This window comes from Stomatobaculum sp. (genome assembly GCF_057248925.1).
On sequence record NZ_DBHIHF010000002.1, the window covers coordinates 125239 to 150452 of the forward strand.

The window sequence follows — 25214 nt, forward strand, 5'->3', positions numbered from 1 at the left end:
ACTCAATCCATACAGGGGGCAACTTCTTCCCTTCCGACCTAAACTCGGACTGATGCCTTCACTAATCGTAATTATAACATTGATATCGGCTTCCGGTATCTTCTCGTAATCAAGCTTGCGAAGAAGTATCCGCTTCTCCGTACGCTCTGACCGGTGCTGTCTTCGCACAGGATCGCCAGGTGATTGCAAAGGTGGAGAAAGCGCTTCGCAACGCTTCCGGAAACTTCTACATCAATGACAAGTGCACCGGCGCGATGGTCGGACAGCAACCCTTCGGAGGTGCAAGAGCTTCCGGCACCAACGATAAGGCGGGAACCACACTGAACATGCTTCGCTGGCTCAGCGCGCACGCAGTCAAAAAAGCCTTCTCCCCCTCGTCGGCAGTCCTCTATCCTTACATGAGTGAGAAATAAGAAGGACAGCCGAATATAAAAGGGAGTCGTTGCATCCGCCTCGGATGTAACGACTCCTTTTTCTTTCCGAATCAAGCTATTTCTTCCTAATACAATGGAACTGACAGGGAAACACTAAGCCCTTGCGGCTCCATTTCACAGGGATTGCTTCCGGATCTCATCCCCACAAATAAAACAAGCGCCGTCTTACCGTTTTGTATCGGTAAGACAGCGCCGTTCTTATTTACAGCCACAAACCTCATCTGTCCCAGTTTTTCTTTGCATCTTCCTCGGTAATACGGCGAATGACCTTGCAGGGGGTTCCGACCGCCACACTGTCGGACGGAATATCTTTCACAACCACACTGCCGCCCCCTATTACCACATTACTCCCAATCGTAACTCCCTGCATTACCTGTACCCCTGCGCCAATCCAGACATTATCGCCGACAACGATCGGATAAGCGTATTCCAGGCCCTGATTGCGACGCTCAAAATCAATCGGATGACCGGAGGTGTGGAAGCCGCATGACGGTGCAATAAAGACATCATTGCCGAAGCTTACACCGCCTGCATCGAGAATGACCAGACCGTGATTTGCATAGAAGTTTTCACCTACTTTAATGCGATAGCCGTAATCGCACCAGAAATCCGGCTCAATATAAACATTCTCTCCACTCTCGCCGAGTATTGTCTTTAGGAACGCATGCCTCCTATCGAGATCCTCTATCGGGAGATTGTTGTATTCTTGGCAAAGCCTTTTGCAGCGAACTCTGTCTTTTCCCAGTTCCTTATCGTAATTCGCATCATATAATTTCTGTTGCAACATTTTTTCTTTTTCCGTCATTTCTATGCCCCCCTCTTCTCTCGGCCGCCCGTCTACCGAGCTTCATCTTACACTCGCCACCGCTACATCACAACTTGATCTGCACATATATTTGAGAGCGTACTTGCCGCGCTTGAGGTTTGGGGAAACGAGTACATTGCCTAACTGCATGGACATGATGATTTAGAGGACCGCTCCTGACGAAAATAGAGCAGCCGCGTTCCGGGCTTTTGCCCGATATGCGACCGCTCTGTTTTTGTTTCCACTATCATGCTCCGTTTGGAAATAAGTCACCACAGCTCTGCTTGCTCCTCATTCGATTGTAGGAGCAAGCAGTGGATTTGCCCTACACCCTTCTTACGAAATCGTGATACCCCTACTCTTCTCGAAACGCCGAGGCTGCGGATGCAACGCAGCCCCCCTAAGTCGCGTTTCGGAAAGGCGATGTTCCTGTCACTTTTATTTTTCTCTCCATTTCTCCAGAAGCTTTCCGAGCAATTCATAGAGTGTTTTCTGCTCTTCTTCCGCAATCTCGTCAAAGAGGCCATTGTATTCCGCTTCCTGCCTGCCTGCAATCTCTTCCGCCGCCCGTTTTCCTTCCGCTGTCAGGCTGATGTCCTGAGAGCGGCGATCGCTCATGCTCTGCTCTCGCGCGATGAGCGCACGCAGTTCCAGTTTACCTAGAATCTCACTCACGGATGCTCTCTGTAGCTGCAGGCGTTCCGTCAGCTCTCTCTGCGACATTGTCCCGCCGTTCTCGGAAAGCTCTTTTAACACGCGTTCCTGGCCGACATAAGCCCCCTGCCGATGATACAGGTAGTGCCCGCATTCCCGCAGCCTAGCATACAGCCCCTTGGTTCCCTCGGCTTCGATATCAAACGGAAGTTGTCTTCCTGCTCTTTCTCCGTGACGGCCCTCGCCCTCATGCTTTCTGCGACCACGACATCCGTGAGTACCACGTTCGCCGTGAGCTTCATGCTCACCGTGAAATCCACGCCCACCGTGCGCTCCATGCTCGCCCTGAGCTTCATGATCACCTTGAAATCCACGCCCGCCGTACGGTCCATGCTCGCCATGCAAGGCCTCCTCCTCACGACCGTGTGCAGCGTATTCCCCTTTGCAGCTCTGAGCACTTCCATGTTCCTCAAGCGCAAGCTCCGAAACCCCATTCAGTCTGCGCCCTCTTTCGCATTTGAGCTCGGTCAGCAGGCAACGTCTGCCGCAGCCTCCGCACTTCTCCTCGCTACCATTTAATCTCTTGTTCTCTGTATTCGTATGCATTCTATCATCAACCTCCGTATGTTTCAAATCAACAAGTCTGCTGCTATTTTGTAATGTGCCTTACAATATGCATCATAAATCCTCTCCCATCATATTGTCAAGTACCTTACTGATATTTTATTTCCGCAAGCCCGGGTACGCAGATTCTCCTAAGCGATGCTCCCGAGAAGAACTGCGTTGTATTATTGCATTCGGTCAAAAGAGAGGCTGTACCCCTGAAAAACATTGGGGTTACAGCCTCTCTTATTCTGTTGCAAACGATTTAACGGAATGTCTGCCATTCCGTACATCACTCTTCTTCTGCTATGTGTAGTTTGTGAATCGCCCAAGCTTCTCCCAGCATTCCCGAAGAAAGACTCACGATAGCAACGGTGTCCCCCGGACAAAAGCGTTTTGGTCCAATCGTCTGATTTCTCCTTGAATCCGTTATTCTCTACTTCTTCTTTGCTACAATGTAGAATCTGTGAATACTCCCCTCCAGCAGTCCGTCTCTTTCAATGCTTTTCTGCGCTTCAAGCAGATGTTCAAAGCAGCTCTCAACGGAAAAGCCCGGAAATTCCCATTCGATAATTCTTGCAAACCAAACAAGAGCTCCGACATCAAAGAAACGAATCGGCCGTCGGACTTCTCCGCTCTCCAATATCTCAAAACCATGTTCGCGAAGTTCCGCCGTTTTAACATCCAGATATTGCTTTGGAAACGGTACTTCTGTGAGCTGAGGAAGCAGAAGCTCAACCAATTCCCGGTCATTTTCGGCTCCTACCTGCTGTGTTAGGAACAACCCGTCTGATTTTAATACGCGCTGCAGTTCTGCAACGTCATAGTCTCCGTGCCGGTTGGTGACAATATCAAAGCTTTGATCAGAAAACGGAAGCTTGTCTCCTCCTCCCGCCGCTTTGAACTCAATTCCCAACGGAAGCAAAACCTTTTTGCACAGTTCCACATTCGGCGGATAGCCTTCGATTGCTGCCGTATTTTCATAGGGGTGTCGGAAAGTAAGCAGAAACTCTCCGCCACCGGTTTCCATATCCATGAGCTTCATGCTGTCGCTTCGATATTTCTGAATAATCTTTCCAAAATCCCACGGCAAATCATCTTCTTCCGTATACCTGCCATGGATATGAGAAAAATCCCATCCATGAATACGGGCGATTTCCTCCTCCCTTTTCCAGCTTTCCTTTCGTTGTTCTACCGTCATATGAACTCCCTTCTCCTCAGGCATTTCTGAAAGTCTCCTTATGTTTTTAATAAGCTCCCACAGATAACGGAAATCCCTTAGCCGAATTACCGCGGCTAAGGGATTTTCATCATGAATTGTGTTAGGTGCGTTACTCTCAATCCATACCATTTCCTTCGCGAAGAATGCCTCTGCTTTCTTTTAAGAAGCTGTTCTCCTTTTCCAAATCCGGCTTTCTCACGCCGGAGACGATGAAATTCTTTCATCATCTCCGGCTGAGACTTCTCTTCATCATTGTTCTTGCATTCTTCACGATACGAGCATACCCAGTTGGAAACAGCGGCTCTGGATATGCCGTACTCAGCAGCAAGGCTGACAATCGTGCGTCCATCCCGAATGTGTGCACGAACACCCTGATGTTTTTTCCTCTGCTGGCATTATAAGCTATTAGGCAGAGGTGTTACAAATTCACTGTACCACTACACTAACCCATTTGAGTTTTGTTTCTTGATATGATTTGATTCAGATAGATTTCAGTTATCCCATTTCTACAGGTGCACAAACTGCTGTTATCAATTTGTTATCATAATGAATGACTTTACACCCTATCAATGATCGCCGTAATGGCCTCCGCACTGAATCACCGTAATTCGCCCGGCATCTGCTGTAAAGATCAATCGGTTCTTCTTATCAATACGAACACTCGCATATCCGGACATATTTCCCTTTAGCAGTTCAACTTTTCCATAATCAGCCTGATAACCATTCCGCAAAATATCTTTGATCAGGTTATTGATCTTTTTGCAAAGAGTCTTGTCTTTCTGAAGATCGACATACTCCAGCCATGCATCCGACTGCCAGTACAAATCTCGCATGTCAGGCATCCATCAGATCATGGTGAACCGCCTCGTTATTCTGTACCTCACGGATTCTTCTCATGAGTTCTGCGGCTTCCTCCGGAGTGAATCCATTTTCATCGCGAAGAGAAAAGCTCATGCTCTGATTGCGAACAGCCTGCTTGACCAGCGCGAGTGTAGCAGCGGACATTGTCAGTCCCAATTCATTACAGAGCGAGCTGTACTGCTCCCTCGTTGTTTTATCCATCTTGAATGTGAAGTTGGTCATTTCTATTGTATTAGACATTTCTACTACCTCCTAATCGAGATATATCACTAATCAGTGTGTATTTCAAGTGTTTTTCGTGTGCTTAGTGCATTGCACTCTTTGGAAATGCCAAGTTGTAATCCGAGGCTCTTTGGAATTGCCTCTATCTCAGCCGAATGGTACAAACCAATCCGCCCTGTTCGCCGTTTGCAAAGAATAGTTTCCAGCGGTGCCAATTCGCCACTTGTTTTACAATCTTTAATCCAAGGCCATGCTGCCCGGTGCCGAACTCCCCCTCATAGCCTCTGCTGTTCAGTCTGCGCAGAAGTTCTTTTGACACACCTTTTCCGGTATCACTAAGTTTCAGAAAGACATGATTTTTTCGATCCTGATACAGCCGCATTTCAATCTTGCATCCGTCCGCATTATGTCGAATTGCATTATGAAGCAAATTCATGACCGCTCTCTCTACTAAATCTTCATTGAAGCAAAGTTCCGAATCCTGAAGGCTGTCCTCGATTTCGAGTGTGAACCTGTATCTATCATCCTCCATCTGATTCATGATTTCTGTGAGCGTCTTTCGGAGAAAGCGGCCGATTCTCACTTTCTTTTTTTCAAATTTCCCTGCGCCAAACTCCAGCTTGCCGGAAAGATTCAGATTATCCACGAGCCGGCGGAGCCGGATTCCTTGTGACTCAATGGATTTCGCTCTTTGCCTGACCTCTTCCTCCCGGGTCGAAGCGGCTATCATTTCCGCATTGCCCATTACAATGGCAAGCGGTGTGCGAATATCATGTGATACGCCTGCAATCCACTCTGTACGCTCCTCTTCCCTTTGCTTTGCGCGTCGCCTCTGTATCCGGGTCGGAACTGCCACCAGCACAACGATATTGGACAAAAGCAGCAACGGAACTATCTTCGCAAGGTAATTTAACAGGTTCACATCAAACTCAAGGGTATATTTCCATACCTGATCTTTTTCTCCTCCGATCACGAGCAAGCCCTGCTCGAAAACATAGCTGTGTACCGGATAATCCTCAAGATAATATCTGGCAAACTTGGCAACGTCCTGTAAGGTATAGGTTTTTCTGAGCTCTTCAGGGAGCGCTACACTCCACAGAATGTTTCCGTCTTTCCCTAATATCATGGCAAACTGCCCGTGCTTCAAAAGACGTTCCGTTTCTTGCTCATCCAAGGCATACCTTCCGTTGTTTACCGACAGATGTGTCAGTATCTCCTGCGGATACTGATAATCGACCGAATGATATCGAATCGCCGCAATCCCAACAATCAGTAGATCCGTAAAGAACAGAAACGCCATCATCAGCACAATGCCCGTAAGCAGTTGCAGCCTATTTCCCAACCTTCGCTTCATGCTTCCTTCTCCAACTTATAGCCAAGCCCCCGTACCGTGATGAGATATTTGGGTTTTGACGGCTCTGCCTCTACCTTCTCCCTCAAATGGCGCATGTGGACAATCAGCGAACTTTCTAAGCCAAAACTGCCGTCCGGCCAGAGGGCGTCACACAGAGCGTCTGTTGTAACGATTTTCCCCCGGTTTCGGAAAAGAATCTGAAAGAGCGCCAATTCCTTTGCAGTCAGCGCGGTATCCTTCCCGTTCCGTGTAACAGTTCCGGCATCCATTGAGACAAGCGTTTCCCCAAGACGAGCCGACTGTCCTTTCTCCTCAAAATGATAGGTTCGTCTCAGTACCGCGCCGATTCTGAGCAGCAGTTCCTTTGGAAGAAAGGGCTTGGTGATGTAGTCATCCGCCCCGAGTCCAAGCCCTTTTAAGCGTGCTGTGTCCTCATCCCTCGCCGACAAAAAGATCACCGGCACATCATACAGATACCCCGTCTCTTTCATCTGAGCATAGAAATCAAATCCATTCCCATCCGGCAACATGACATCCAACAGGATCAGATCGTAATGCTGTTTCCGGAGCTTTTCTTCCGCCTCACTGCAGTTGCTGACAGCATCAACCTGTGAATACTGTTCTCTTTTGAGCAGCGCCGTTACAATGTCTGTCAGTTCCTTTTCATCATCTATCGTTAATATTCTGCATTCGCTCCTATCCATCTGCGGATCCTCCCGAATCTATTTTCGTTGATTGAAGCGCCACAAGTATGCGGTGCTTTTACTATACGGTATCCCGACATTTCTCCCAAGGCTTTTGCATTTTCTTAATGTAAGCATAAGGTAAGCACAAGGTTCGCATAGTCTTCATCGGATATCCTGTCATTGTAAAACAAGCAAGGAGGACAGAATACGATGACCTACATTCTGGAGACAAACGGTCTGAGTAAACAGAGCGGTAAAAGCTATCGCGTGAACGATCTTTCGATGGTTGTTCCCGAAAACTGTGTCTACGGCTTTCTCGGGCCGAACGGAGCCGGCAAAAGCACAACACTCAAGATGATTCTCGGGCTGATTCAGCCGAGTCAGGGCAGCATCAAAATCTTTGGAACAGTTATGAGCTCCGCCAACCGGCTGTCGATTCTTCGGCAAACGGGGAGTCTGATTGAAAACCCGGGCGGCTACGGGCACCTGACCGGTCTTGAGAACATGCAGATTATACAGAAGCTGAAAGGGGTCAATGAAGCGGAAATCAGCTCTGCGCTGAAGACCGTACGCCTCTATGACCAACGCGATAAGAAGCTCAGCAACTATTCTCTCGGCATGAAGCAGCGGCTCGGTATCGCTATGGCAATCTTGGGGAATCCGAAGCTACTGATTCTGGATGAACCGACCAACGGTCTTGACCCCGCCGGGATCCAGGAAATGCGTCAGTTAATCTGTTCTCTCCCGAAAGAAAGAAACATGACCGTTATCATCTCCAGTCATCTCCTCAGCGAGATTGAACAGATGGCCGATCAGGTCGGCATCATCCACCACGGTCGTATGCTCTACCAGGGATCGCTTGCCGATCTGGAAACCCACGGAGACAATCTGGAGGATGTATTCCTTGAAATGACAGGCGGGAAGGAGTCCTTATGAATCAGATAGCTGCAATTCCAAAGCTGGTCTCCGTTGAGTTCAAAAAATCCCGACATAAGCACTCTTTTTTACTGCTTGCAATCGCTGTCCTGTTGAATTACTTCTTTCTGTTTCACGGAAAGTCTCCCGATCGGCAGGCATGGTACAATGTTTTCTTTGCCATTCCGCTGATTGATACTCTGATTCTGTCTGTCCTGATGGCTGTCCTTGCCAGTCAGTCGGTGGACATGGAACATAAAGGTAACATGTGGAATCTCCTGCCGACGCTGGAAAGCAGAGCATCCGTCTATCTCGGCAAACTTCTCTATGGGTTCATACACTTGACCTTATTCTGCCTCCTGCAGATGGGAATGGTGATTCTGATGGGCGTCAGGCTCGGATATGAGGGCAATATTCCGTTCTCTCTGATCGGAACCACCTTTCTGGCAGAGCTGGTCAGCGGAATGATTGTCTATCAGCTACAGTGCCTTTTGTCACTCCTGTTTCCCAGTCAGTTCGCAGCGCTTTCGATCGGCTTTGGCGGCACGCTGACAGGTCTGTTCCTTGCCTATGTGAGCACGAAGGCCTGGACTCCGTGGTCCGTCCTACTCTCCCTGAGTCCCCTCGGTATGGATTATCAGAGGGCAACGAGAACCATGACACTTTTCCTACGACAGATTACGCCGCTTGAGATTCTGACTGCGCTTGTTTACCTTTTCGGTATTTTTTTGCTGGGTCTATATCTTTTTACAAAATCAGAGCAAGGGGCACTCAGCATAGGCACAGGCGGGCACAAAGCATCCAAGTCCGTTCACAGCAGACTGCCTGTGGAACTGATCAAACTGAAGCGCAATCCCATATGGATTCCGTTTCTTCTGATTCCGCTGATTTCGGCAGTCATCGGAACCTTCAATTTCACGCAGAATCAGGGTATTTTACAGAACACCTGGGAAGATCTCTGGACGCAGCAGTCCCTGTTTCTGGGAATATTTTTCCTCGCGCCTCTGGTGGGGATTCTTTGCAGCCTCCTATGGCGGATGGAGCATCAGGACAGCAACTGGAACCTGATTCTGACAGTCACCACGCCCGAAAAACTGGTTAAGGATAAGTGGATGACGTCTGTACTTCTATCATCCGTCTGCATTTTGTGGATTGCTTTCATCTATCTTTTTACCGGCAAAATTATACTGAGACTTCCCGGAGAGGTGCCCGAACTGTTCTGGATTCGGATGCTAAGTGCCGCTATCTGCCTCGCTGCCGTCAGTGCTGTGCAGAGTATGTTGTCTATGATTTTCCGCTCCTTCGCCGTCCCCATCTCACTTGCTTTTGTCGTGAGCATTGCAGGTCTTTGGCTGACCGTCAAAGGTGCTTATTATGCCCTCCCGTATTCGATGCTGATTTATGGAATGGGAAGCAGCTCGATTACCGGGGAATTGAACATTCCCGTGCTTCTTGCCTCCTGCTGCTTCTATATTTTCGGAGCAATTACATGCAGCATCCTCTTCCTAAAAAAGTCGGATGTGCGCACGCACGTTTGACAGTAATTCTAGCAATGTGGGGTCAGTCCATCCACGGCAGGCGCCTTCAATGAATCAGACAGAGCCATACTCCGAAACAAAATAGAGCAGGTTCTACCGAACTTATAGTTCGGTAGAACCTGCTCTTCTTATTTGCGTGTGCAACAAAGAAATTAAATCCGAATGATTCCGGTTCTCTGTTAGGATTGGCCTCGATTCGCTTTCCCATCAAACCGTTCCGGCGGAAGTATCATTACAAAGTCATTGCATATATCTGGCACGGATTCCGTTCATCCCATAAAGTCGGAAACAGCTCAAACTCCTTGAATCCGAGCGACCGGTAAAAGCGGTTCGTGGCATCATACGCAGCATAACGTCCCATTTGTACCGTCTTCACTTGCATAAACGAATATCCGTGATTTCGGGCCGCTGTTTTTGCCTGCTCGAACAGTTTCCGCCCTATGCCTCTTCTATGATAGTCTTTTAATATGCCCATCACGGAGAGTTCTACGGTTTCTTTTCCCGTCTCTTTTAGGCAAAGAAAACCGATCGGTTTTTCCGCATCCAAGGCCGCAAAAAACGGCTGCACGGCACTTTCTTTTATGTATTGCTCTCTTGCTTCGGGAATACCGAACCACTCGGGAAGCGCTTCCAGTATACTTCGGGAAATCCTCTGCTTCTCTGCCGCTTCCTCGACACTGACAATTCGTATGTCGGAAGCATCTGTTTTACCATTGTCAGCCACAAGGCGATACACAAAATTCAAGCAATCCGGAACGATATCATCTATGTATCCGGAATCAACGAATCCAGCTTTCTCATAGACACGGATTGCCTGCACATCTTCCCTTTTTACACATACCTCAACACAAGCATATTTCTGTTCTGCTTTGAGCGCGACAAGAATGAGCTCTAATGCTCGAAATCCGTATCCTTGGCCCTGAAATTTCTTATCAATCATGAATTGCTGCAATTCATAGCAAGCCGGTTCATCGTCCATATCCCGTACCATAGCCAAACCAACGGGAGTTCCGTCCGCAACAATGCCAATGACTTTTGCGCGGGAATTACGATAGACATACCCTCTTGCTATGATACCGATATTACTTGCAAGAAATGTTTTTTGACTTTCATCAACGGATAGTCCGGCAAAGTCCATCCAATTTTCTTCGCTTAGCTCAATTAAATTGACCATTTTTATTCTCCGACCTTTAGTTGTCCCTGAGATTCACTTATAAGAAAAGAGCTGATTGCTCTTTTCTTATAAGAAGCTGGATTTCTCTATACCTCAGAAATCGGAAATGTCGATCGGTGCCGATATCTTCTTGGCAACAATATAAAATCTGTGAATACTCCCCTCAAGCAATCCGTCTCTTTCAATTCTTTTCTGTGCCTCAAGCAAATGTTCAAAGCAGCTTTCAACGGAAAATCCCGGAAACTCCCATTCGATAATTCTTGCAAACCAAACAAGCGCTCCGACATCAAAGAAACGAATCGGCCGTCGGACTTCTCCGCTTTCCAGTATCTCAAAATCATGTTCGAGAAGTTCCGCTTTTTTAACATCCAGATATTGCTTTGGATATGGTACTTCTGTGAGCTGAGGAAGCAGAAGCTCAACCAACTCGCGATCATTTTCGGCACCTACCTGCTGTGTTAGGAACAATCCTTCTGATTTTAATACGCGCTGCAGTTCTGCAACGTCATAGTCTCCATGCCGGTTGGTGACAATATCAAAGCTTTGATCGGAAAACGGAAGCTTATCTCCTCCTCCCGCCGCTTTGAACTCAATTCCCAACGGGAGCAAAACCTTTTTGCACAGTTCCACATTCGGCGGATAGCCTTCGATCGCCGCCGTATTTTCATAGAGGTGTCGGAAAGTAAGCAAAAACTCTCCGCCACCGGTCTCCATATCCATCAGTTTCATGCTGTCGTTCCGATATTTCTGAATTATCTTTCCAAAATCCCACGGTAAATCATCTTCTTCCGTATACCTGCCATGAATATGAGAAAAATCCCATCCGTGAATACGGGCGATTTCCTCCTCTCTTTTCCAGCTTTCCTTTCGTTGTTCTACCGTCATATGAACTTCCTTCTCCTCAGGCATTTCTGAAAACCATAATATTTAATTAGTAACTTACACCTTATATCGCTTGCCCCAGCAGCCAGTCAACTACATTCACAACCTGCACACCATTGTAATTTCCCTGGCTGAAACGGTCCAAGGTAAGAATGGTCTTTGGATAGTTATCCCGCACTTTCTGCAGTGGAGCTATTTCCCTGTCGAATGTTGTCTGTTCCGTCAGATTTGCTGTCACCTGATAATATTCATAGATTCCATCTTTTCTGACAACAAAGTCAATCTCCAGTTCTCCAAGCTTTCCGACCCATACCTCATATCCACGTCTCTTGAGCTCAAAGAAAATCACGTTCTCCAATGAAAAACCAAGATCATACATTTGCTTCGGAAGAATAAGGTTACGTATTCCAAGGTCCGAAATATAATATTTTGACACATTTTTCAGAAGCTGCTTTCCGGAGATGTTGATGGGACTTACTTCATAGAAAATATACGGCTCCACCAGCGCTTCAACATAATCAGCCACTGTGGACTGAGAAACTTTTCTTCCTGTGGATGTAATAAACCCAGCTATTTTTTTTACGGAAATCGGGCTTCCCACACTGCCTGCCAGAAACCTGGATATGTTTTTCAAAAGGCTTACATCGTTGATCTTCCGCTTGTTAGGATCATCGCTCTTTCGCATTTCCCGTTCTTCAATATCTTTGATCAGAATGGTATTGTAGATTCCCTCCAGATAGGTATGAACTTTGTTTGTATCCTTTCCAAGCATTGCCACAAAGGGAAATCCGCCGAACCCCAGATAGTCGGAAAATGTCCTGTCAGGATTTTTGCCTCCCGCCGCATCCATATATTCACGGAAAGACAACGGCAGCATATTGATTTCAACATATCGGCCTGACAGAAGCGTTGCCAGTTCGCCTGACAGCAGAAATGCATTGGACCCGGTAATATAGACATCTACGCCTTCCTTGATATAGAGACTGTCTACCACCTTTTCGAACTGGTTCACCTTCTGAACCTCATCCAGAAAAATATAGACCGGCCGCAGCTCTCCTATCCTCTCGGTAATATATTGATACAACTTCTTATAATCTAAGAGATCCTCATATGCCAGATCCTCGAAATTGATACTGATGATCTGTTCCTTACTGACGCCTTCGGCCTGTATTTGCTCCCGGTATTCTGCGAGAAGTGTCGACTTGCCCAATCTGCGGATCCCGGTGATCACCTTGATTACCTTCTCATCTTTCCACTGATCAAGAAGCTCGAGATATTCCTTTCTCTGTATCATAAAAGACCTCCTGTCTGATCTGCATTCATTTTAATGCAGGCCAGATAGAAGGTCAACATGTATCCCGATTTCGGTATAAATATCTGTATTATTTATTTATGTCCCGGTTTCGAAATTTATTCCAACTCAATCGTCCCCGGCGGCTTCGAGGTCAGATCGTAGAACACGCGGTTCACGCCCTTCACCTCGTTTACGATGCGGTTCATGACGGTCTGGAGCACCGCAAACGGAATTTCCGCGCACTCGGCGGTCATGAAGTCGTCTGTCTTCACGGCGCGGAGCGCGACGGCGTAGTCATAGGTGCGGAAATCGCCCATCACGCCGACGGAGCGGAGGTTCGTGAGGGCTGCAAAGTACTGGCTGAGCTCACGCTCTAGGCCTGCTTTCTTGATCTCCTCGCGGTAGATGCTGTCTGCCTCCTGGACTATCTTAACCTTCTCCGGCGTGACTTCGCCGATGATGCGGACGCCGAGTCCCGGGCCCGGGAAGGGCTGGCGGTACACGAGCGCCTCAGGAAGTCCGAGCTCTAAGCCGACCTTTCGCACTTCGTCCTTGAAGAGGTTGCGGAGCGGCTCGATGATTGCGCGGAACTCAATGTTCTTCGGCAAACCGCCCACGTTGTGGTGGGACTTAATCACGGCGCCCTTGCCGAGGCCGGATTCGACCACGTCGGCGTAAATTGTGCCCTGGCAGAGGAAATCGACTGCGCCGATTTTCTTCGCCTCGCGCTCAAAGATGCGAATAAACTGCTCGCCGATAATCTTCCGCTTCTGCTCGGGCTCTTCGACTCCCTTCAGTTTCTCGAAGTACTCGGGCCCCGCATTCACGCGGATAAAGTTAAGATCGTACTTTCCCTTCGGTCCGAAAATGGCTTCGACTTCATCGCCCTCGTCCTTCCGAAGAAGGCCGTGGTCCACAAAGACACAGGTCAGCTGCTTGCCGATGGCCTTTGCCATCAAAGTCGCCGCGACCGAGGAATCCACACCGCCGGAGAGCGCAAGAAGCACCTTGCCGTCTCCCACAGTCTCGCGGATGCGCTGTATCTCTGCCTCTGCAAAGCTGTCCATGTGCCAATCGCCCTTGCAACCGCAAACGTCATAGAGGAAGTTGTGAATCAGCTCCTTGCCGTACTCGGTGTGCTGCACTTCCGGGTGGAACTGGGTCGCATAAATGTGACGCGCCGTATCCTCCATGGCCGCAACCGGGCAGTTCTCGGTGTGCGCGGTCACGGTGAAGCCGGACGGCACCTTGGAGATATAGTCCGTGTGGGACATCCAGCTGGAAATCTCGTCCGGAATGCCGCGGAACAGCGTTGCATCCGTCTTTACTTCCGTCTTGGTCTTGCCGTACTCGCTGACCGGTGCGGTCTCAACCTTGCCGTCCAGGGTGTGCGCAATCAGCTGTGCGCCGTAGCAGAAGCCGAGAATCGGAATGCCGAGATCAAACACCTTCTGATCGATGTGCTGGCTCTCCTCTTTGAAGACGGACTGCGGTCCGCCCGTAAAAATGAGGCCCTTCGGCTGCATTGCCTTTAACTTGTCCAAATCGATGTCGGAAGCATATACCTCCGCATAAACGCCTTCGTCGCGCACGCGCCGTGCAATCAGCTGGTTATACTGCCCGCCGAAATCCAACACAATAATCTTTTCCTGTTGTTCGAGTCCCACGTCGCTCTCCTCTCTGAATAATCTTCCGTCATCATATCACATTTGCGGGCGGCACAACAATCTGCAATCCTTTTTCTCCGTTCAAATCGCGTTTGCTATGCTGCGTCAGCAAAGCAATTCCACTGCTCCTCGAACTGTATGCACCATAGGTGCAAGAAAGCTGCCAAAGCTTCGGTAGTCTCAGCTTTGGCAGCTTTGCAAACAGTTCACAGGTATTTTTTCAGATAGCGTCCTGTCCAGGAATTCTCGACCGCCGCCACTTCCTCCGGGGTGCCTGCGGCAACCACGGTGCCGCCGCCATCTCCCCCCTCGGGTCCCATGTCTATGATATAGTCCGCCGTCTTGATGACGTCTAAGTTGTGCTCAATCACGATAACGGTATTTCCGCTCTCGGAGAGGCGTCTTAGAATGTCCACGAGCTTATGCACGTCCGCAAAGTGGAGGCCGGTGGTCGGCTCGTCCAGAATGTAGACCGTGCGTCCGGTGCCGCGGCGCGAGAGTTCGGCCGCGAGCTTAATACGCTGTGCCTCGCCGCCCGAGAGCTCGGTGCTCGGCTGCCCGAGGCGGATGTAGGAGAGGCCCACATCCATCAGGGTCTGCATCTTTCGCGCGATGCTCGGCACGTTCTCGAAGAAGCTGCAGGCCTCCTCGACTGTCATGTTAAGCACATCGTAGATGGTCTTCCCCTTGTAACGAACTTCAAGAGTCTCTCGATTATAGCGCTTGCCGCCGCAGACCTCACAGGGCACGTAGACATCCGGCAGGAAGTGCATCTCGATTTTCACGATGCCGTCGCCCGCGCAGGCCTCGCAGCGCCCGCCCTTAATATTAAAGCTGAAGCGTCCCTTCTGGTAGCCGCGCGCCTTCGCATCCGGCGTTGCCGCAAAGAGGTCTCGAATCAAGTCGAAGACACCTGTGTAGGTCGCGGGATTGGAACGCGGCGTTCTGCCGATCGGGGACTGGTCGATTGCAATGACCTTATCGAGCTTGCCGTCCCACTCGATGCTCTGAAACGCGCCCGGGTGCTCGTGCGCGCGGTTTAACTTCTTCGCGAGGTACTTATAGAGAATCTCGTTGACCAGAGAGGACTTGCCGGAACCGGAAACGCCGGTCACGCAGGTCATGACGCCGAGCGGAAACTTGACCGTCGGCTTTTTTAAGTTGTTCTCGGCAGCGCCCTTTACTGTGAGGTACTGATCGGATTTCCGCCGCTCCGCGGGCACCGGAATCTTCTTCACACCGGAGAGATACTGTCCCGTAATGCTGTCCGGGTTCTTCATGAGATCCTCGGCGGTTCCCGCCGCGACCACCTGTCCGCCGTGCTCGCCGGCGCCCGGGCCTATGTCGATAACCCAGTCCGCCGCGCGCATGGTGTCCTCGTCGTGCTCGACCACGAGGACCGAGTTGCCGAGATCGCGGAGGTGCTTTAGGGTCGCAAGGAGCTTATCGTTGTCCCTCTGGTGGAGGCCTATGCTCGGCTCGTCCAGAATGTAGGCGACGCCGACCAGACCGGAGCCGATCTGGGTCGCCAGACGTATGCGCTGCGCTTCGCCGCCGGAAAGGGTCGCCGTCCCACGGCTTAAACTCAGGTAGTCGAGTCCCACATCGATTAAGAAGCTCACGCGGTTATGAATCTCTTTTAAGATCTGCTCGCCTATCTTTCGCTGCGTCTCCGTGAGCGCAAGGCTGTCCGCAAAGTCGCGGAACTTGACAATCGACATATCCGTCGCATCGTAGATGTCTTTGCCGCCGACTGTGACCGCGAGGCTCGACTTCTTGAGGCGCTTTCCGCCGCAGGCCTTACAGGGCGTGATGCGCATGAAGCTCTCATACTCCTGCTTCATGGTGTCGGAAAAAGTCTCGCGGTAACGGCGGTTCTCGTTTTCGATGAGGCCCTCAAAGGCGACCTGATAGGTACCCTCGCCGCGCTGGCTCTTATAGAAAACCGGCACTTCCTTCCCCTTGGTGCCGTAGAGGATCAGCTCCCGCACGGATGCGGGGTAGTCCTCAAACGGCGTGTCGAGCGAAAAGTTGTAGTGCTCCGCGAGCGCGTTTAAAAGCGCATTCGTAAAGCTTCCCTTCTGGCTGCTCGAGTTCCAACCGGGCGCTATAATCGCGCCCTGATTCGGCGAAAGGCTCTCGTCCGGAATCATGAGACTCGGGTCGAACTCCATCTTGTAGCCGAGACCCGCACACTCCGGGCAGGCACCGAAGGGGTTATTAAAGGAAAAGCTTCTCGGCTCCACCTCTTCGATGGAGATACCGCAGTCCGGGCAGGCAAAGTTTTGCGAAAAGCGCAGAGTCTCGCCGTCCACAATTTCTGCCTCGGCAATGCCGTCCGCAAGCGCGAGCGCCGCCTCGAGCGAATCCGTGAGTCGCTGCTGAATGCCGTCGCGAATCGAGATGCGGTCCACAACAATCTCGATGTTATGCTTGATGTTCTTATCCAGCACGATTTCTTCGCTCAGCTCGTACTGGTTGCCGTCCACACGGACGCGCACATAGCCGCTCCGCTTTGCCTTTTCGAGCACTTTCTCATGTCTGCCCTTCTTGCCGCGCACCACGGGCGCAAGGAGCTGCACACGGGTCTTCTCCGGCAGAGCGAGCAGCTGATCCACCATCTGGTCTATGGTCTGTCGCTGCACCTCCCGCCCGCAGTTCGGGCAATGCGGTATGCCGATGCGCGCGTACAGAAGACGCAGATAGTCGTAGATTTCGGTCACAGTTCCCACGGTGGAACGCGGGTTCCGGTTGGTGCTCTTCTGGTCAATCGAAATCGCAGGGGAGAGCCCTTCTATGCTCTCCACCTCCGGCTTCTCCATCTGACCGAGAAACTGTCTCGCATAACTCGAGAGCGATTCCATGTATCGCCGCTGCCCCTCGGCGTAAATCGTATCAAATGCAAGGCTCGACTTTCCCGAGCCCGAAAGGCCGGTCAGAACCACCAACTCATTCCGCGGAATGTCCACATCGATGTGCTTCAAGTTGTGTTCGGCCGCGCCCCGTATTTTAATATATTGTTTTGCCATTTCTTCCTCTATCGCCTGTCGCCTGTCGCAGGTACAAACAAAGCGCCTCTTCCCTTGGCAGAGGCGCAAAACACAAATCACATATTCAGTATAGCGGCAGAACCGTCCCACGGCAAGGGAAAAGAGAACATTTGTTTATGCGAACAAGTCGTTAAATGCCTCGGTCATCGTGGGATGCGTGTAAATCTGCTCCGCAAGCTCGGAAGCGGGAATCTTGCTGTCCATCGCGCGCTTCACAAGGTTAATCATCTCCGGGGACTCCGGGCAGAAGAGGTGAGCGCCGAGAATGAGACCCGTGCCCTCTTCCACCAGCACCTTCAGCGCGCCGCGGGTCTCGCGGAGCACCTGTGCCTTCGGGATTGCCGCGGTCGGAAGCAGGGTCTTCTTAAACTGCTTTCCGGCTGCGACCGCCTCCTCCTCGCTTAAGCCCACTCTCGCAAAGGGCGGGGTCAAAAAGACCGCATAGGGCACGGCGCCGCGGTTTTCGGTGCTGCGTCCCTTGCCCTTCAGGGCGTCGCGGACAATGCGGAAGTCATCGAGAGAAATGTAGGTAAACTGAAGCTCACCGCGCACATCGCCCATCGCGAAGATGTTCGGAACCTTGGTGCGGCACTGCGTATCGGTCACGATGCCGCCGCGCGCCGTGAGTTCAACGCCCGTGTGCTCGAGGCCGAGATTAGCACTGTTCGGCTTTCTGCCGGTCGCAAGGAGTACTGCGTCTCCCGTTTTCTCTTCTGCCTTGCCGCCCACGGTAAAGCGCACGCTGCCGCCCTGAATCTCTTCGACCTTCGCGCCCTTGATAATCTCGATGCCGCTCTCAACGAGGGTCTTCTCGATGAGTGCCGCCATCTCCTTATCCTCGCGCGGAATGAACTGCTCGCTGTCCTGAATCACCGTGACCTTGGATCCGAAGTTATTATAGTAGGATGCAAACTCGAGGCCGATGTAGCCGCCGCCGATGATGACGAGCTTCACCGGAAGCTCGGCGAGTTCCATCATGCTCTCGCTCGTGAATACCTTCTTGTTGTTTTCGATGCCCGCAATCGGCGGAATCACCGTGACCGCACCGGTGTTGATAAAGATGCGCTCTGCCTCTGCCTCATCCACGCGACCGTCCGGGAACTGAAGCTTTACGTGGTGCTGATCCAGAAAGACTGCGCGCGCATCAATGATCTCCGCACCGGTCGATGCGATTTTCTCATAGTTCTTTTGACGGAGGAAGCCCGTGAGGCGCTGCTTCTCCGCAATTGCCGCCCGGTAGCGCTCCTTCTTCTCCGCTAAGCTGCCGCCGAAGGTAGCCGAGAGCGCTGCGCTGTGCTCCAGAGACTTCGAGGGGATGCAAGCCACATTGATGCAGGTGCCGCCGTAGCGAAGGGGATTCTCTTCCACCAGCGCGGTCTTCTCGCCCTGCTTTGCGAGATAGCCTGCAAGCGTCTTGCCCGCCTTGCCGAAGCCGATAATCAAATTTTTATATTGTCTCATCACATGACCTCCCGATTGATGTCAAATACAAAATAAGAATGATTCTTAAATTAATCATAGACCTTTCGCGCCTCCGCGTCAAGCGGAAGCAAAAAAGAGGAAGGTGTAAGCCGAATTACTTACACTTCCTCTCTGTCACTGCGCCTATCCCCGCCCTATAATACCTTACTTAAAAAACTCTGCAATCTCTCGTTTTTCGGCTTCCCGAATAATTCCGCGGGGCTTCCCTCCTCGAGGAAATAACCGTCCGCCAGGAACATGACACGGGACGCCACCTCACGCGCAAAGCCCATCTCGTGGGTCACAACGACCATGGTCATCTTCTGCGCGGCGAGATCCTTCATGACGTTCAGCACTTCTCCGACCATCTCAGGGTCGAGCGCGGAAGTCGGCTCGTCAAAGAGCATCACATCCGGCTTCATGCAGAGCGCCCGCACAATCGCGATACGCTGCTGCTGCCCGCCCGATAACTGCTGCGGATAGGCGTTCGCTCTCTCGGCAAGCCCAACCTTACGAAGCAGTTCCATTGCATAGGCCTCTGCCTCCTCCCGGCTCCGCTTCTGCAGTTCCATCGGCCCGAGGGTCAGATTCTGCAAAATGTTCATGTGCGGAAAGAGGTTAAACTGCTGAAAGACCATGCCCATGCGCTGCCGCACGCGGTCTATATCCGTCTTTTTGTCGCAGAGATCCACGCCCTCAAAGAGAATCTGCCCGGAGGTCGGCTCTTCGAGGCGGTTTAAACAGCGGAGAAAAGTCGACTTTCCCGAGCCCGAGGGGCCGATTACACAGACTACCTCTCCCGTCTGAATCTCTGTCGTGATGCCTTTCAGGACTTCCTGCTTTCCGTAGGCTTTCCGGAGTTCGTTTACCTGAATCAAAGCGTTAGCGCTCACCGGTCTTCAACCTCCTCTCCAGATACTTGACGCCCGCGGAGAAAATCATCACGAGGCAGAGATAAATCAGCGCCACCGCCAGCATGGGCAGGTAGGGGGAATACGTGCGGCTGCGGATGATATCACCGCCCTTTGTAAGATCGTTCAGCGCGACATAACCCGCAACCGAAGTCTCCTTCATCAGAACAATGAACTCATTCGCCAGGGTCGGAATCACATTGCGCACGGCCTGCGGCATCACGATACGCCACATGGTTTTCCAATAGCTGAAGCCGAGGCTGCGCCCCGCCTCGTACTGACCGCGCGGCACAGCCTCGATACCGGTCCGGAAAATCTCCGCCTGGTAGGCGCCCGAGTTGATACCGAAGGCAATGATTGCGACCAGAATCTGCGGAATGCGCACCGAGGCAAAGATGCCGAAATAAATCAGCATGAGCTGCACGACCACAGGCGTTCCGCGAATCACGGTCAGATAGACGCCGCCGATCGTGCTGAGCAGGCGAAATTTGCCGGTACTGCGGTGTGCCTCGCGCACCAGTGCGACCGAAAAGCCGAGCAGCACGCCGAGCAACACCGCAAAGAAGGTGACTTCCAGCGTGACCGCAAGGCCGTTGGTCAGATAGCGCCAGCGGTTATCCGCGATAAAATTCCGCTGAAAATCGTTTGCAAATGTCTGAAACATTCTTTCCTCACTCTGCCTTCGTGTACTTCGCCGCAATCTCGTCGAGCTTGCCCTCGGACTTTAGCTCCGCAAGCGCGCCGTTGACGGCATTCAAGAGCTCCGTGTTGCCCTTCTTTACGCCGATTGCATAAGACTCGTCAGAATAGCTTGTATCCAGCGCCTTGATGCCCGGCACTTCCTTGACAAACTGCTCTGCGGTCTGGCTGTCCACGATAACCGCGTCAATCTTGCCCTGGGTGAGCGCCTGCACGGCCTCCATGCTCTTCGAGAAGCGCACCACCGCGTCATCGCCAAAGTCTTCCGTACTCATGAGGTCGCTCGTCGTGCCCTGTTGCACACCGATTTTCTTGCCCTTCAGGTCATCCTTATCCGCAAGCGTCGAATCGTCCTTCACCAGAATCAGCTGCTTGGCGCTCGCATAGGTGTCCGAGAAGTCCATGTTCTGCTTCCGATCCTCGGTAACGGTCATACCTGCCGCCGCGAGATCCGCCTTGCCGGAAGTCACTTCCGGAATAATCGCATCAAAGGCGACATCCTCAATCTCCAGCTTCAAACCGAGCTTCTCGGCGACTGCCTGACAAATCTCGACATCGATGCCCTTGATGTCATTGCCCTCGTGATATTCGTAGGGCGGAAACTCCGCATTTGTGACCATTGTGAGCTTACCCGCGCTCACGGTCTTTACCTTTGCCGCATCCGCCGCCACGCTACCGGCCGATACACTGCTCTCGCTGCCCGCTGCCGCGCTGCTCTCCTCGCTCTTCTTGCCGCCGCAAGCCATGAGTGCCATGCCCATCAGTCCGATTGCCGCTGCCACCGCAACTTTTTTTAATTTCATCTTTTTCCCCTCCTGAATCCGGTTTTCATTTTCTCTTGCCCCATTATATACGCCCTGCCCCGAAAAAGGCAAGCTGTTATTTGCAAAAATAATCTATAATACTTATTTTTATGCATTCTGGGTGAGAAAAGAGACAGACGCCTCAAATTTCCGGTCGGTCTGTCTCATCTCGTTTTCTTCTTATTCTTCCTGTACAACTTCCAGCGCACGCGCAAGCTGTGCGTCCTTCTCGCCGTTTTGCACATCGCCCTCTTCAGACTCTGCCTTGACATCCGGCGCGACACCCTTGCCGTGGAGATCAAAGCCATTCGGCGTATAATAATGCTGTGTCGTGAGTTTCACCGCCGAGCCGTCGCCGAGCGGCATCACGAACTGGACAATGCCCTTGCCGAAACTCGTCGTGCCGACCAGTTTTGCGCGGCCGAAGTCATGGTAGGCACCCGCAAAAATCTCCGAGCAGCTCGCCGAACCCTTGTTAATCAGAATGACAGTCGGCAGATTCACCTCGTGCCCGTCGGTCGCGTAATACTTTTCGCCGACACCGTCCCGCCCTGCCGTGTAGACCAGAAGGCCGTCCGGCAACATGTAGTCGAGCATCGAGATGCAGGAGTCCAGAACGCCGCCCGGGTTGTTGCGAAGGTCAATGACCAGACGCTTCATGCCCTTCTTCTGGAGCTCATCGACCGCCTGTTTGAACTGATCCGATGTCACGGTGTCGAACTGAAGCACGCGGATGTAGCCGATTTTATTCGCCTTCATCTCCGACTCGACCGTCGGCATCACAATGTTGCGGCGCGTCACGTTAAACGTGAGTTCCTCGTGCTTGTCACCGCGAAGTACCTTGATTTCGACGCTGGTTCCCTCTGCGCCGCGGATATAACTCGCGACCAGGACATCCAGATTTTCTCCGGTCACATCCTTTCCGGCGACCTGGTAGAGAATGTCGTCGGGCTTGAGCCCCGCCTCTTCGGCCGGGGAGCCCGGGAATACGGTCACAATGCGGCTGATTTTCGTATCCGGATCCTGATTCAGCACAGCGCCGATGCCGGAGTACTGCCCGCTGGTCTCTTCGGTCAGCTTCTTATACTCGTCCGCCGTGTAGTAGACCGAGTAGGGATCGCCGAGACCGGACATCATGCCCTTGTAGATGCCGTCCTCGACATCCGTCTCCTTCTCATCAAAGAGATAATTCTTGTATATCACATTCTGCAGAAGGCGCATTTTCGCCTCGATCTTATCGTAATTCAGATCTTTCGGATTGGCGCTCGCCTCAGCCGGGGTGGCCTGCGTCGTCTTGTCCGCCCGGTAAGGCCGGCGATTGCCGCTCACCCGGAAAAACAGAACTGCGGCTGCAACCGCAAGCACTGCCACGCAGGCAAAAAAGCCGACGAAGAAGCCCTTCCAGTAGCCCTGCTTCCGCATATGATAGTCGCGCGCGTGTCGCACGGCCGCCTCAGCCTCTTTCCGGGCGCGGGCTTCCTCCTCGTCGTTCTTCCACTCAGAATTTTCTGCCATCAAATACCTCTTCCTTAGAACTCATATACTTGACAACCATCAGCGCAATCTTAAAGGTGATGGCGTCCTCGAAGACGCGGAGGTCGAGACCCGTGGTCTTCTGCAGTTTGTCGAGACGGTACACCAGGGTATTCCGGTGGATGTAGAGCTGTCTCGAGGTCTCCGAGACATTCAGGCTGTTCTCGAAGAACTTGTTGATGGTCTGCAGGGTCTCCTCGTCAAACTGCTCGGGGGTCTTGCCCTCGAAGATTTCGCTGATGAACATCTTGCAGAGCGAAGACGGCAGCTGATAAATCAGGCGGCCGATGCCGAGCTTGTTGTAGGCAACAATGGTCTGGCCCGGATAGAAAATCTTGCCGACTTCCCGCGCCATCATAGCCTCTTTGTACGAGCGGGACACATCCTTGATGTCCTTCACAATCGTACCGTAGGCGATATTCACATCCAGAATCTCCGCCGCGCGGAGCCCCTCGATCACCTCGCGCGCCGCGTGGTCGAGCTCCTCAAAGCTCTCGCCCTCGCGCACTTCGCGCACCAGGATAATCGTGCGACCGTCGACCGCCGTCACAAAGTCATGCCCGCGATTTGCATAGATATTGCGCACGGTCTCGAGCGCACTCATCTCCTTCCCCGCCTCGGTCTCGATCACAAAGCAGACGCGGCGCGCCTGCTCCTCAATCTGGAGCTTCTTTGCGCGGTTGTAGATGTCGATTAAGAGGAGGTTGTCGAGCAGTAGGTTCTTGATGAAGTTGTCGCGGTCAAAGCGCTCCTTGTAAGCTGTCAGGAGGTTCTCGACCTGAAACGCCGCGAGCTTTCCGACCATGTAGACATCCTCGCTTGCACCGCAGGCAACCAGAATGTACTCGAGCTGGTTGTCATCAAAAATTTTAAAGAACTGATAGTTGCCGAGCACCTGTGCGTCCGCCGGCGAATTGGCAAAGGTATAGGCTGCGGCTTCCTGTGTCTCCGCCTCCGGAAACGTTCCGGCCAGCAGACTGCCCTCGGTGTCCGTGATGCAAAGATCCACGCGGGTAATTGCCTTCATTCCCTCCAGGGTGGACTGCAAAATTTGGTTCGATATCATCCCTGTCTCCTTTCAATCGCGGTGACACAGCTCCGCTGCTACCGTGTTTTCAAAGAATTTCACATTCAATCAGAACCATCATAAGGCAGTTTGACAAGAATAGCAAGCATACAAGCGGAGGACAAGGCTAATTTTTAGGCAATATTCATGATTTTTTCAGCAACCCTTGTGGCGTCTTGACTACTTTCCCGGCTTTCAAGAGGCGCCCGAGTGCGCGTTTGAACGCATTCTTCGAGAGGCCGAGCGCAGCCTCGATTTCCGCCGGATTGCTCCGGTCGTGATAGGGCAGACTTCCGCCCGCTTCGTCCAGTTTTCTGAGCAGCAGTTCCGCGTCCTCATCCATCTGCTCGAAGGCTCTGCGCCGGGGGCTTAAATCCAGCTTTCCGTCCTCCCGCACGCGAATCACACGCGCCGTGATTTCCTGTCCGACCGAGAAGTTGCCGTAGGCCTCGGACTTCGGGATCATGCCGAAATACTTGTCATCGACCGCAACATAAATGCCCGGCTCGCCGAGCTCGTAGACTGTGCCGCGCACCACCTGTTCTTTCGCGACTCCCTCCGCCGCTCTCAAATGACGGTACACCCGCATGGTCGCGGCAAGACGGTCGCTCTTGTCGACATAGAGCGCGACCAGCACCTGCATGCCGGGCTTAATCTCCCCGACCCGCTCCCGGAACGGAAGCAGCACATCGCGCTCGAGCCCCATGTCGAGAAACGCGCCGATTTTCGTGATCTCCCGAATCTCAAGCTTTCCGACTTCGCCGACCGTGAGCAGGGGGCGGCGCGTCGTCGCAATCAGGCGGTCCGAGCTGTCTTTGTATAAGAAAACTTCGAGCGCCGTGCCCTGCGCCGCCCCCGCAGGCAGCTGCTTCTTCGGGAGCAGCACGGTCTCCTCCCCCACCGTGTCCGCTGCCGCGCGGAGAAAGACACCGAACTCCTTTTGTCTCTCAATCACCAAAGTCTGCATCACGCCAAGTTTTAAGTACTTCATGCCCTACCGCCTTTCCAAAATCGCCTCTCGGCGAATCATCAAATCCGAATATCCAACGTCCTGAAACAACGCACTGTCTCAATCATAGCCACATATCGGTCAAAATAACAGATACAAAAAAACCGAGCCGGACGGCTCGGTTTTACTCGCTGGGCTAGAAGGATTCGAACCTTCACAATGACGGAGTCAGAGTCCGTTGCCTTACCATTTGGCGATAGCCCAATCACAAGAACAAAGAGAGTATACCCGTTTTGTCTCTTGCTGTCAATTGCTTTTTTGAAATACTTTTTATTGGGATGATTGTAAGATGAACTAGGACAATAAAAAAGAGCCTATGACGAACTCGTGGTATGATGAAGTTACCACACAACACAACACCAGGAGGTTCG

At 51.8% G+C, this 25214-nt stretch carries 23 protein-coding genes, 1 tRNA gene and 1 pseudogene; 3 read left to right on the forward strand and 22 right to left on the reverse strand.

All coding sequences use genetic code 11. The features are described 5' to 3' along the window. Positions 1 to 104: 104 nt before the first annotated feature. Positions 105 to 413: pseudogene (locus ACO4XG_RS01155) on the forward strand (aldehyde dehydrogenase family protein); the annotation flags it as partial. A 238-nt stretch (positions 414 to 651) separates the two neighbouring features. Here ACO4XG_RS01155 and ACO4XG_RS01160 read toward each other — a convergent pair. From ACO4XG_RS01160 to ACO4XG_RS01200, 9 genes are all read right to left on the reverse strand, one after another. After that, positions 652 to 1239: a sugar O-acetyltransferase gene (locus ACO4XG_RS01160; protein ID WP_308508802.1), complete on the reverse strand. Its 588-nt coding sequence runs from the start codon at positions 1237 to 1239 to the stop codon at positions 652 to 654. 438 nt (positions 1240 to 1677) lie between these two features. Further along, positions 1678 to 1962: a MarR family winged helix-turn-helix transcriptional regulator gene (locus ACO4XG_RS01165; RefSeq protein WP_330670141.1), complete on the reverse strand. Its 285-nt coding sequence runs from the start codon at positions 1960 to 1962 to the stop codon at positions 1678 to 1680. 26 nt (positions 1963 to 1988) lie between these two features. Next, complete coding sequence (locus tag ACO4XG_RS01170) at positions 1989 to 2294, reverse strand: hypothetical protein (RefSeq protein ID WP_308508800.1); 306 nt, start codon at positions 2292 to 2294, stop codon at positions 1989 to 1991. Positions 2295 to 2932: 638 nt separating this feature from the next. Next, on the reverse strand, positions 2933 to 3697 hold the full coding sequence (locus tag ACO4XG_RS01175) for a methyltransferase domain-containing protein (RefSeq protein ID WP_308508799.1): 765 nt from the start codon (positions 3695 to 3697) through the stop codon (positions 2933 to 2935). Between the two features lie 95 nt (positions 3698 to 3792). Continuing rightward, a complete protein-coding gene (locus ACO4XG_RS01180) occupies positions 3793 to 4074 on the reverse strand; it encodes a helix-turn-helix domain-containing protein (protein WP_485129632.1) in 282 nt (93 codons plus the stop codon). 210 nt (positions 4075 to 4284) lie between these two features. Further along, positions 4285 to 4551 carry a Txe/YoeB family addiction module toxin gene (locus ACO4XG_RS01185; RefSeq protein ID WP_308508798.1) on the reverse strand — a complete coding sequence of 89 codons (267 nt, stop codon included), beginning with the start codon at positions 4549 to 4551 and terminating at the stop codon, positions 4285 to 4287. Position 4552: 1 nt separating this feature from the next. After that, positions 4553 to 4819, reverse strand: a complete 267-nt coding sequence (locus ACO4XG_RS01190; protein WP_308508797.1) for a damage-inducible protein J — start codon at positions 4817 to 4819, stop codon at positions 4553 to 4555. 124 nt (positions 4820 to 4943) lie between these two features. Beyond that, positions 4944 to 6155, reverse strand: a complete 1212-nt coding sequence (locus ACO4XG_RS01195) for a sensor histidine kinase (RefSeq protein ID WP_308508796.1) — start codon at positions 6153 to 6155, stop codon at positions 4944 to 4946. Further along, positions 6152 to 6859 carry a response regulator transcription factor gene (locus ACO4XG_RS01200; RefSeq protein ID WP_308508795.1) on the reverse strand — a complete coding sequence of 236 codons (708 nt, stop codon included), beginning with the start codon at positions 6857 to 6859 and terminating at the stop codon, positions 6152 to 6154. The genes ACO4XG_RS01195 and ACO4XG_RS01200 overlap by 4 nt, the downstream gene beginning before the upstream one ends. A 192-nt stretch (positions 6860 to 7051) precedes the next feature. Between ACO4XG_RS01200 and ACO4XG_RS01205 the strand changes: the two genes are divergently transcribed. Then, positions 7052 to 7777, forward strand: a complete 726-nt coding sequence (locus tag ACO4XG_RS01205; protein ID WP_308508794.1) for an ABC transporter ATP-binding protein — start codon at positions 7052 to 7054, stop codon at positions 7775 to 7777. After that, the gene (locus ACO4XG_RS01210) at positions 7774 to 9294 is read left to right on the forward strand and encodes an ABC transporter permease (protein ID WP_308508793.1); all 1521 of its coding nucleotides are present in this window, start codon (positions 7774 to 7776) and stop codon (positions 9292 to 9294) included. The genes ACO4XG_RS01205 and ACO4XG_RS01210 overlap by 4 nt, the downstream gene beginning before the upstream one ends. 232 nt (positions 9295 to 9526) lie before the next feature. On the opposite strand, the gene ACO4XG_RS01215 is transcribed toward ACO4XG_RS01210, so the two are convergent. The 13 genes from ACO4XG_RS01215 to ACO4XG_RS01275 form a co-directional block, all read right to left on the reverse strand. Further along, the gene (locus tag ACO4XG_RS01215) at positions 9527 to 10468 is read right to left on the reverse strand and encodes a GNAT family N-acetyltransferase (RefSeq protein ID WP_308508792.1); all 942 of its coding nucleotides are present in this window, start codon (positions 10466 to 10468) and stop codon (positions 9527 to 9529) included. Positions 10469 to 10561: 93 nt separating this feature from the next. Then, entirely contained in the window at positions 10562 to 11353 is a 792-nt protein-coding gene (locus tag ACO4XG_RS01220; protein ID WP_308508791.1) for a methyltransferase domain-containing protein, read from the reverse strand. Positions 11354 to 11414: 61 nt separating this feature from the next. Next, complete coding sequence (locus tag ACO4XG_RS01225; protein ID WP_308508790.1) at positions 11415 to 12644, reverse strand: ATP-binding protein; 1230 nt, start codon at positions 12642 to 12644, stop codon at positions 11415 to 11417. 116 nt (positions 12645 to 12760) lie between these two features. Beyond that, positions 12761 to 14311, reverse strand: coding sequence for a glutamine-hydrolyzing GMP synthase (gene guaA, locus ACO4XG_RS01230; protein WP_308508789.1), 1551 nt, complete (start codon positions 14309 to 14311; stop codon positions 12761 to 12763). Between the two features lie 206 nt (positions 14312 to 14517). Beyond that, complete coding sequence (gene uvrA / locus ACO4XG_RS01235) at positions 14518 to 17340, reverse strand: excinuclease ABC subunit UvrA (protein ID WP_308508788.1); 2823 nt, start codon at positions 17338 to 17340, stop codon at positions 14518 to 14520. A 135-nt stretch (positions 17341 to 17475) separates the two neighbouring features. Continuing rightward, on the reverse strand, positions 17476 to 18822 hold the full coding sequence (locus ACO4XG_RS01240) for an FAD-dependent oxidoreductase (protein ID WP_308508787.1): 1347 nt from the start codon (positions 18820 to 18822) through the stop codon (positions 17476 to 17478). A 155-nt stretch (positions 18823 to 18977) separates the two neighbouring features. Continuing rightward, positions 18978 to 19715 (reverse strand): amino acid ABC transporter ATP-binding protein, encoded by a 738-nt coding sequence (locus ACO4XG_RS01245; protein WP_308508786.1) that lies wholly within the window; start codon positions 19713 to 19715, stop codon positions 18978 to 18980. After that, positions 19705 to 20397 carry an amino acid ABC transporter permease gene (locus tag ACO4XG_RS01250; protein ID WP_308508785.1) on the reverse strand — a complete coding sequence of 231 codons (693 nt, stop codon included), beginning with the start codon at positions 20395 to 20397 and terminating at the stop codon, positions 19705 to 19707. The genes ACO4XG_RS01245 and ACO4XG_RS01250 overlap by 11 nt, the downstream gene beginning before the upstream one ends. A 7-nt stretch (positions 20398 to 20404) precedes the next feature. Further along, entirely contained in the window at positions 20405 to 21235 is an 831-nt protein-coding gene (locus tag ACO4XG_RS01255; protein WP_308508784.1) for a transporter substrate-binding domain-containing protein, read from the reverse strand. Between the two features lie 180 nt (positions 21236 to 21415). Further along, the gene (locus tag ACO4XG_RS01260; RefSeq protein WP_308508783.1) at positions 21416 to 22750 is read right to left on the reverse strand and encodes a S41 family peptidase; all 1335 of its coding nucleotides are present in this window, start codon (positions 22748 to 22750) and stop codon (positions 21416 to 21418) included. After that, positions 22734 to 23834 carry a PucR family transcriptional regulator gene (locus ACO4XG_RS01265; RefSeq protein ID WP_308508782.1) on the reverse strand — a complete coding sequence of 367 codons (1101 nt, stop codon included), beginning with the start codon at positions 23832 to 23834 and terminating at the stop codon, positions 22734 to 22736. Before ACO4XG_RS01265 ends, ACO4XG_RS01260 begins: the two co-directional genes overlap by 17 nt. A 145-nt stretch (positions 23835 to 23979) precedes the next feature. Continuing rightward, positions 23980 to 24825 (reverse strand): CvfB family protein, encoded by an 846-nt coding sequence (locus ACO4XG_RS01270; protein ID WP_308508781.1) that lies wholly within the window; start codon positions 24823 to 24825, stop codon positions 23980 to 23982. Positions 24826 to 24974: 149 nt separating this feature from the next. Then, positions 24975 to 25047, reverse strand: a tRNA-Gln gene (locus ACO4XG_RS01275). Positions 25048 to 25214 lie beyond the last annotated feature (167 nt).

Excerpts from the sequence above, each read along its gene's own strand:
- ACO4XG_RS01160 (WP_308508802.1), bottom strand. The coding sequence starts at position 1,239 with ATGACGGAAAAAGAAAAAATGTTGCAACAGAAATTATATGATGCGAAT.
- ACO4XG_RS01165 (WP_330670141.1), bottom strand. The coding sequence starts at position 1,962 with ATGTCGCAGAGAGAGCTGACGGAACGCCTGCAGCTACAGAGAGCATCC.
- ACO4XG_RS01170 (WP_308508800.1), bottom strand. The coding sequence starts at position 2,294 with ATGGCGAGCATGGACCGTACGGCGGGCGTGGATTTCAAGGTGATCATG.
- ACO4XG_RS01175 (WP_308508799.1), bottom strand. The coding sequence starts at position 3,697 with ATGACGGTAGAACAACGAAAGGAAAGCTGGAAAAGGGAGGAGGAAATC.
- ACO4XG_RS01185 (WP_308508798.1), bottom strand. The coding sequence starts at position 4,551 with ATGCGAGATTTGTACTGGCAGTCGGATGCATGGCTGGAGTATGTCGAT.
- ACO4XG_RS01190 (WP_308508797.1), bottom strand. The coding sequence starts at position 4,819 with ATGTCTAATACAATAGAAATGACCAACTTCACATTCAAGATGGATAAA.
- ACO4XG_RS01195 (WP_308508796.1), bottom strand. The coding sequence starts at position 6,155 with ATGAAGCGAAGGTTGGGAAATAGGCTGCAACTGCTTACGGGCATTGTG.
- ACO4XG_RS01200 (WP_308508795.1), bottom strand. The coding sequence starts at position 6,859 with ATGGATAGGAGCGAATGCAGAATATTAACGATAGATGATGAAAAGGAA.
- ACO4XG_RS01205 (WP_308508794.1), top strand. The coding sequence starts at position 7,052 with ATGACCTACATTCTGGAGACAAACGGTCTGAGTAAACAGAGCGGTAAA.
- ACO4XG_RS01210 (WP_308508793.1), top strand. The coding sequence starts at position 7,774 with ATGAATCAGATAGCTGCAATTCCAAAGCTGGTCTCCGTTGAGTTCAAA.
- ACO4XG_RS01215 (WP_308508792.1), bottom strand. The coding sequence starts at position 10,468 with ATGGTCAATTTAATTGAGCTAAGCGAAGAAAATTGGATGGACTTTGCC.
- ACO4XG_RS01220 (WP_308508791.1), bottom strand. The coding sequence starts at position 11,353 with ATGACGGTAGAACAACGAAAGGAAAGCTGGAAAAGAGAGGAGGAAATC.
- ACO4XG_RS01225 (WP_308508790.1), bottom strand. The coding sequence starts at position 12,644 with ATGATACAGAGAAAGGAATATCTCGAGCTTCTTGATCAGTGGAAAGAT.
- uvrA (WP_308508788.1), bottom strand. The coding sequence starts at position 17,340 with ATGGCAAAACAATATATTAAAATACGGGGCGCGGCCGAACACAACTTG.
- ACO4XG_RS01240 (WP_308508787.1), bottom strand. The coding sequence starts at position 18,822 with ATGAGACAATATAAAAATTTGATTATCGGCTTCGGCAAGGCGGGCAAG.
- ACO4XG_RS01250 (WP_308508785.1), bottom strand. The coding sequence starts at position 20,397 with ATGTTTCAGACATTTGCAAACGATTTTCAGCGGAATTTTATCGCGGAT.
- ACO4XG_RS01255 (WP_308508784.1), bottom strand. The coding sequence starts at position 21,235 with ATGAAATTAAAAAAAGTTGCGGTGGCAGCGGCAATCGGACTGATGGGC.
- ACO4XG_RS01260 (WP_308508783.1), bottom strand. The coding sequence starts at position 22,750 with ATGGCAGAAAATTCTGAGTGGAAGAACGACGAGGAGGAAGCCCGCGCC.
- ACO4XG_RS01265 (WP_308508782.1), bottom strand. The coding sequence starts at position 23,834 with ATGATATCGAACCAAATTTTGCAGTCCACCCTGGAGGGAATGAAGGCA.
- ACO4XG_RS01270 (WP_308508781.1), bottom strand. The coding sequence starts at position 24,825 with ATGAAGTACTTAAAACTTGGCGTGATGCAGACTTTGGTGATTGAGAGA.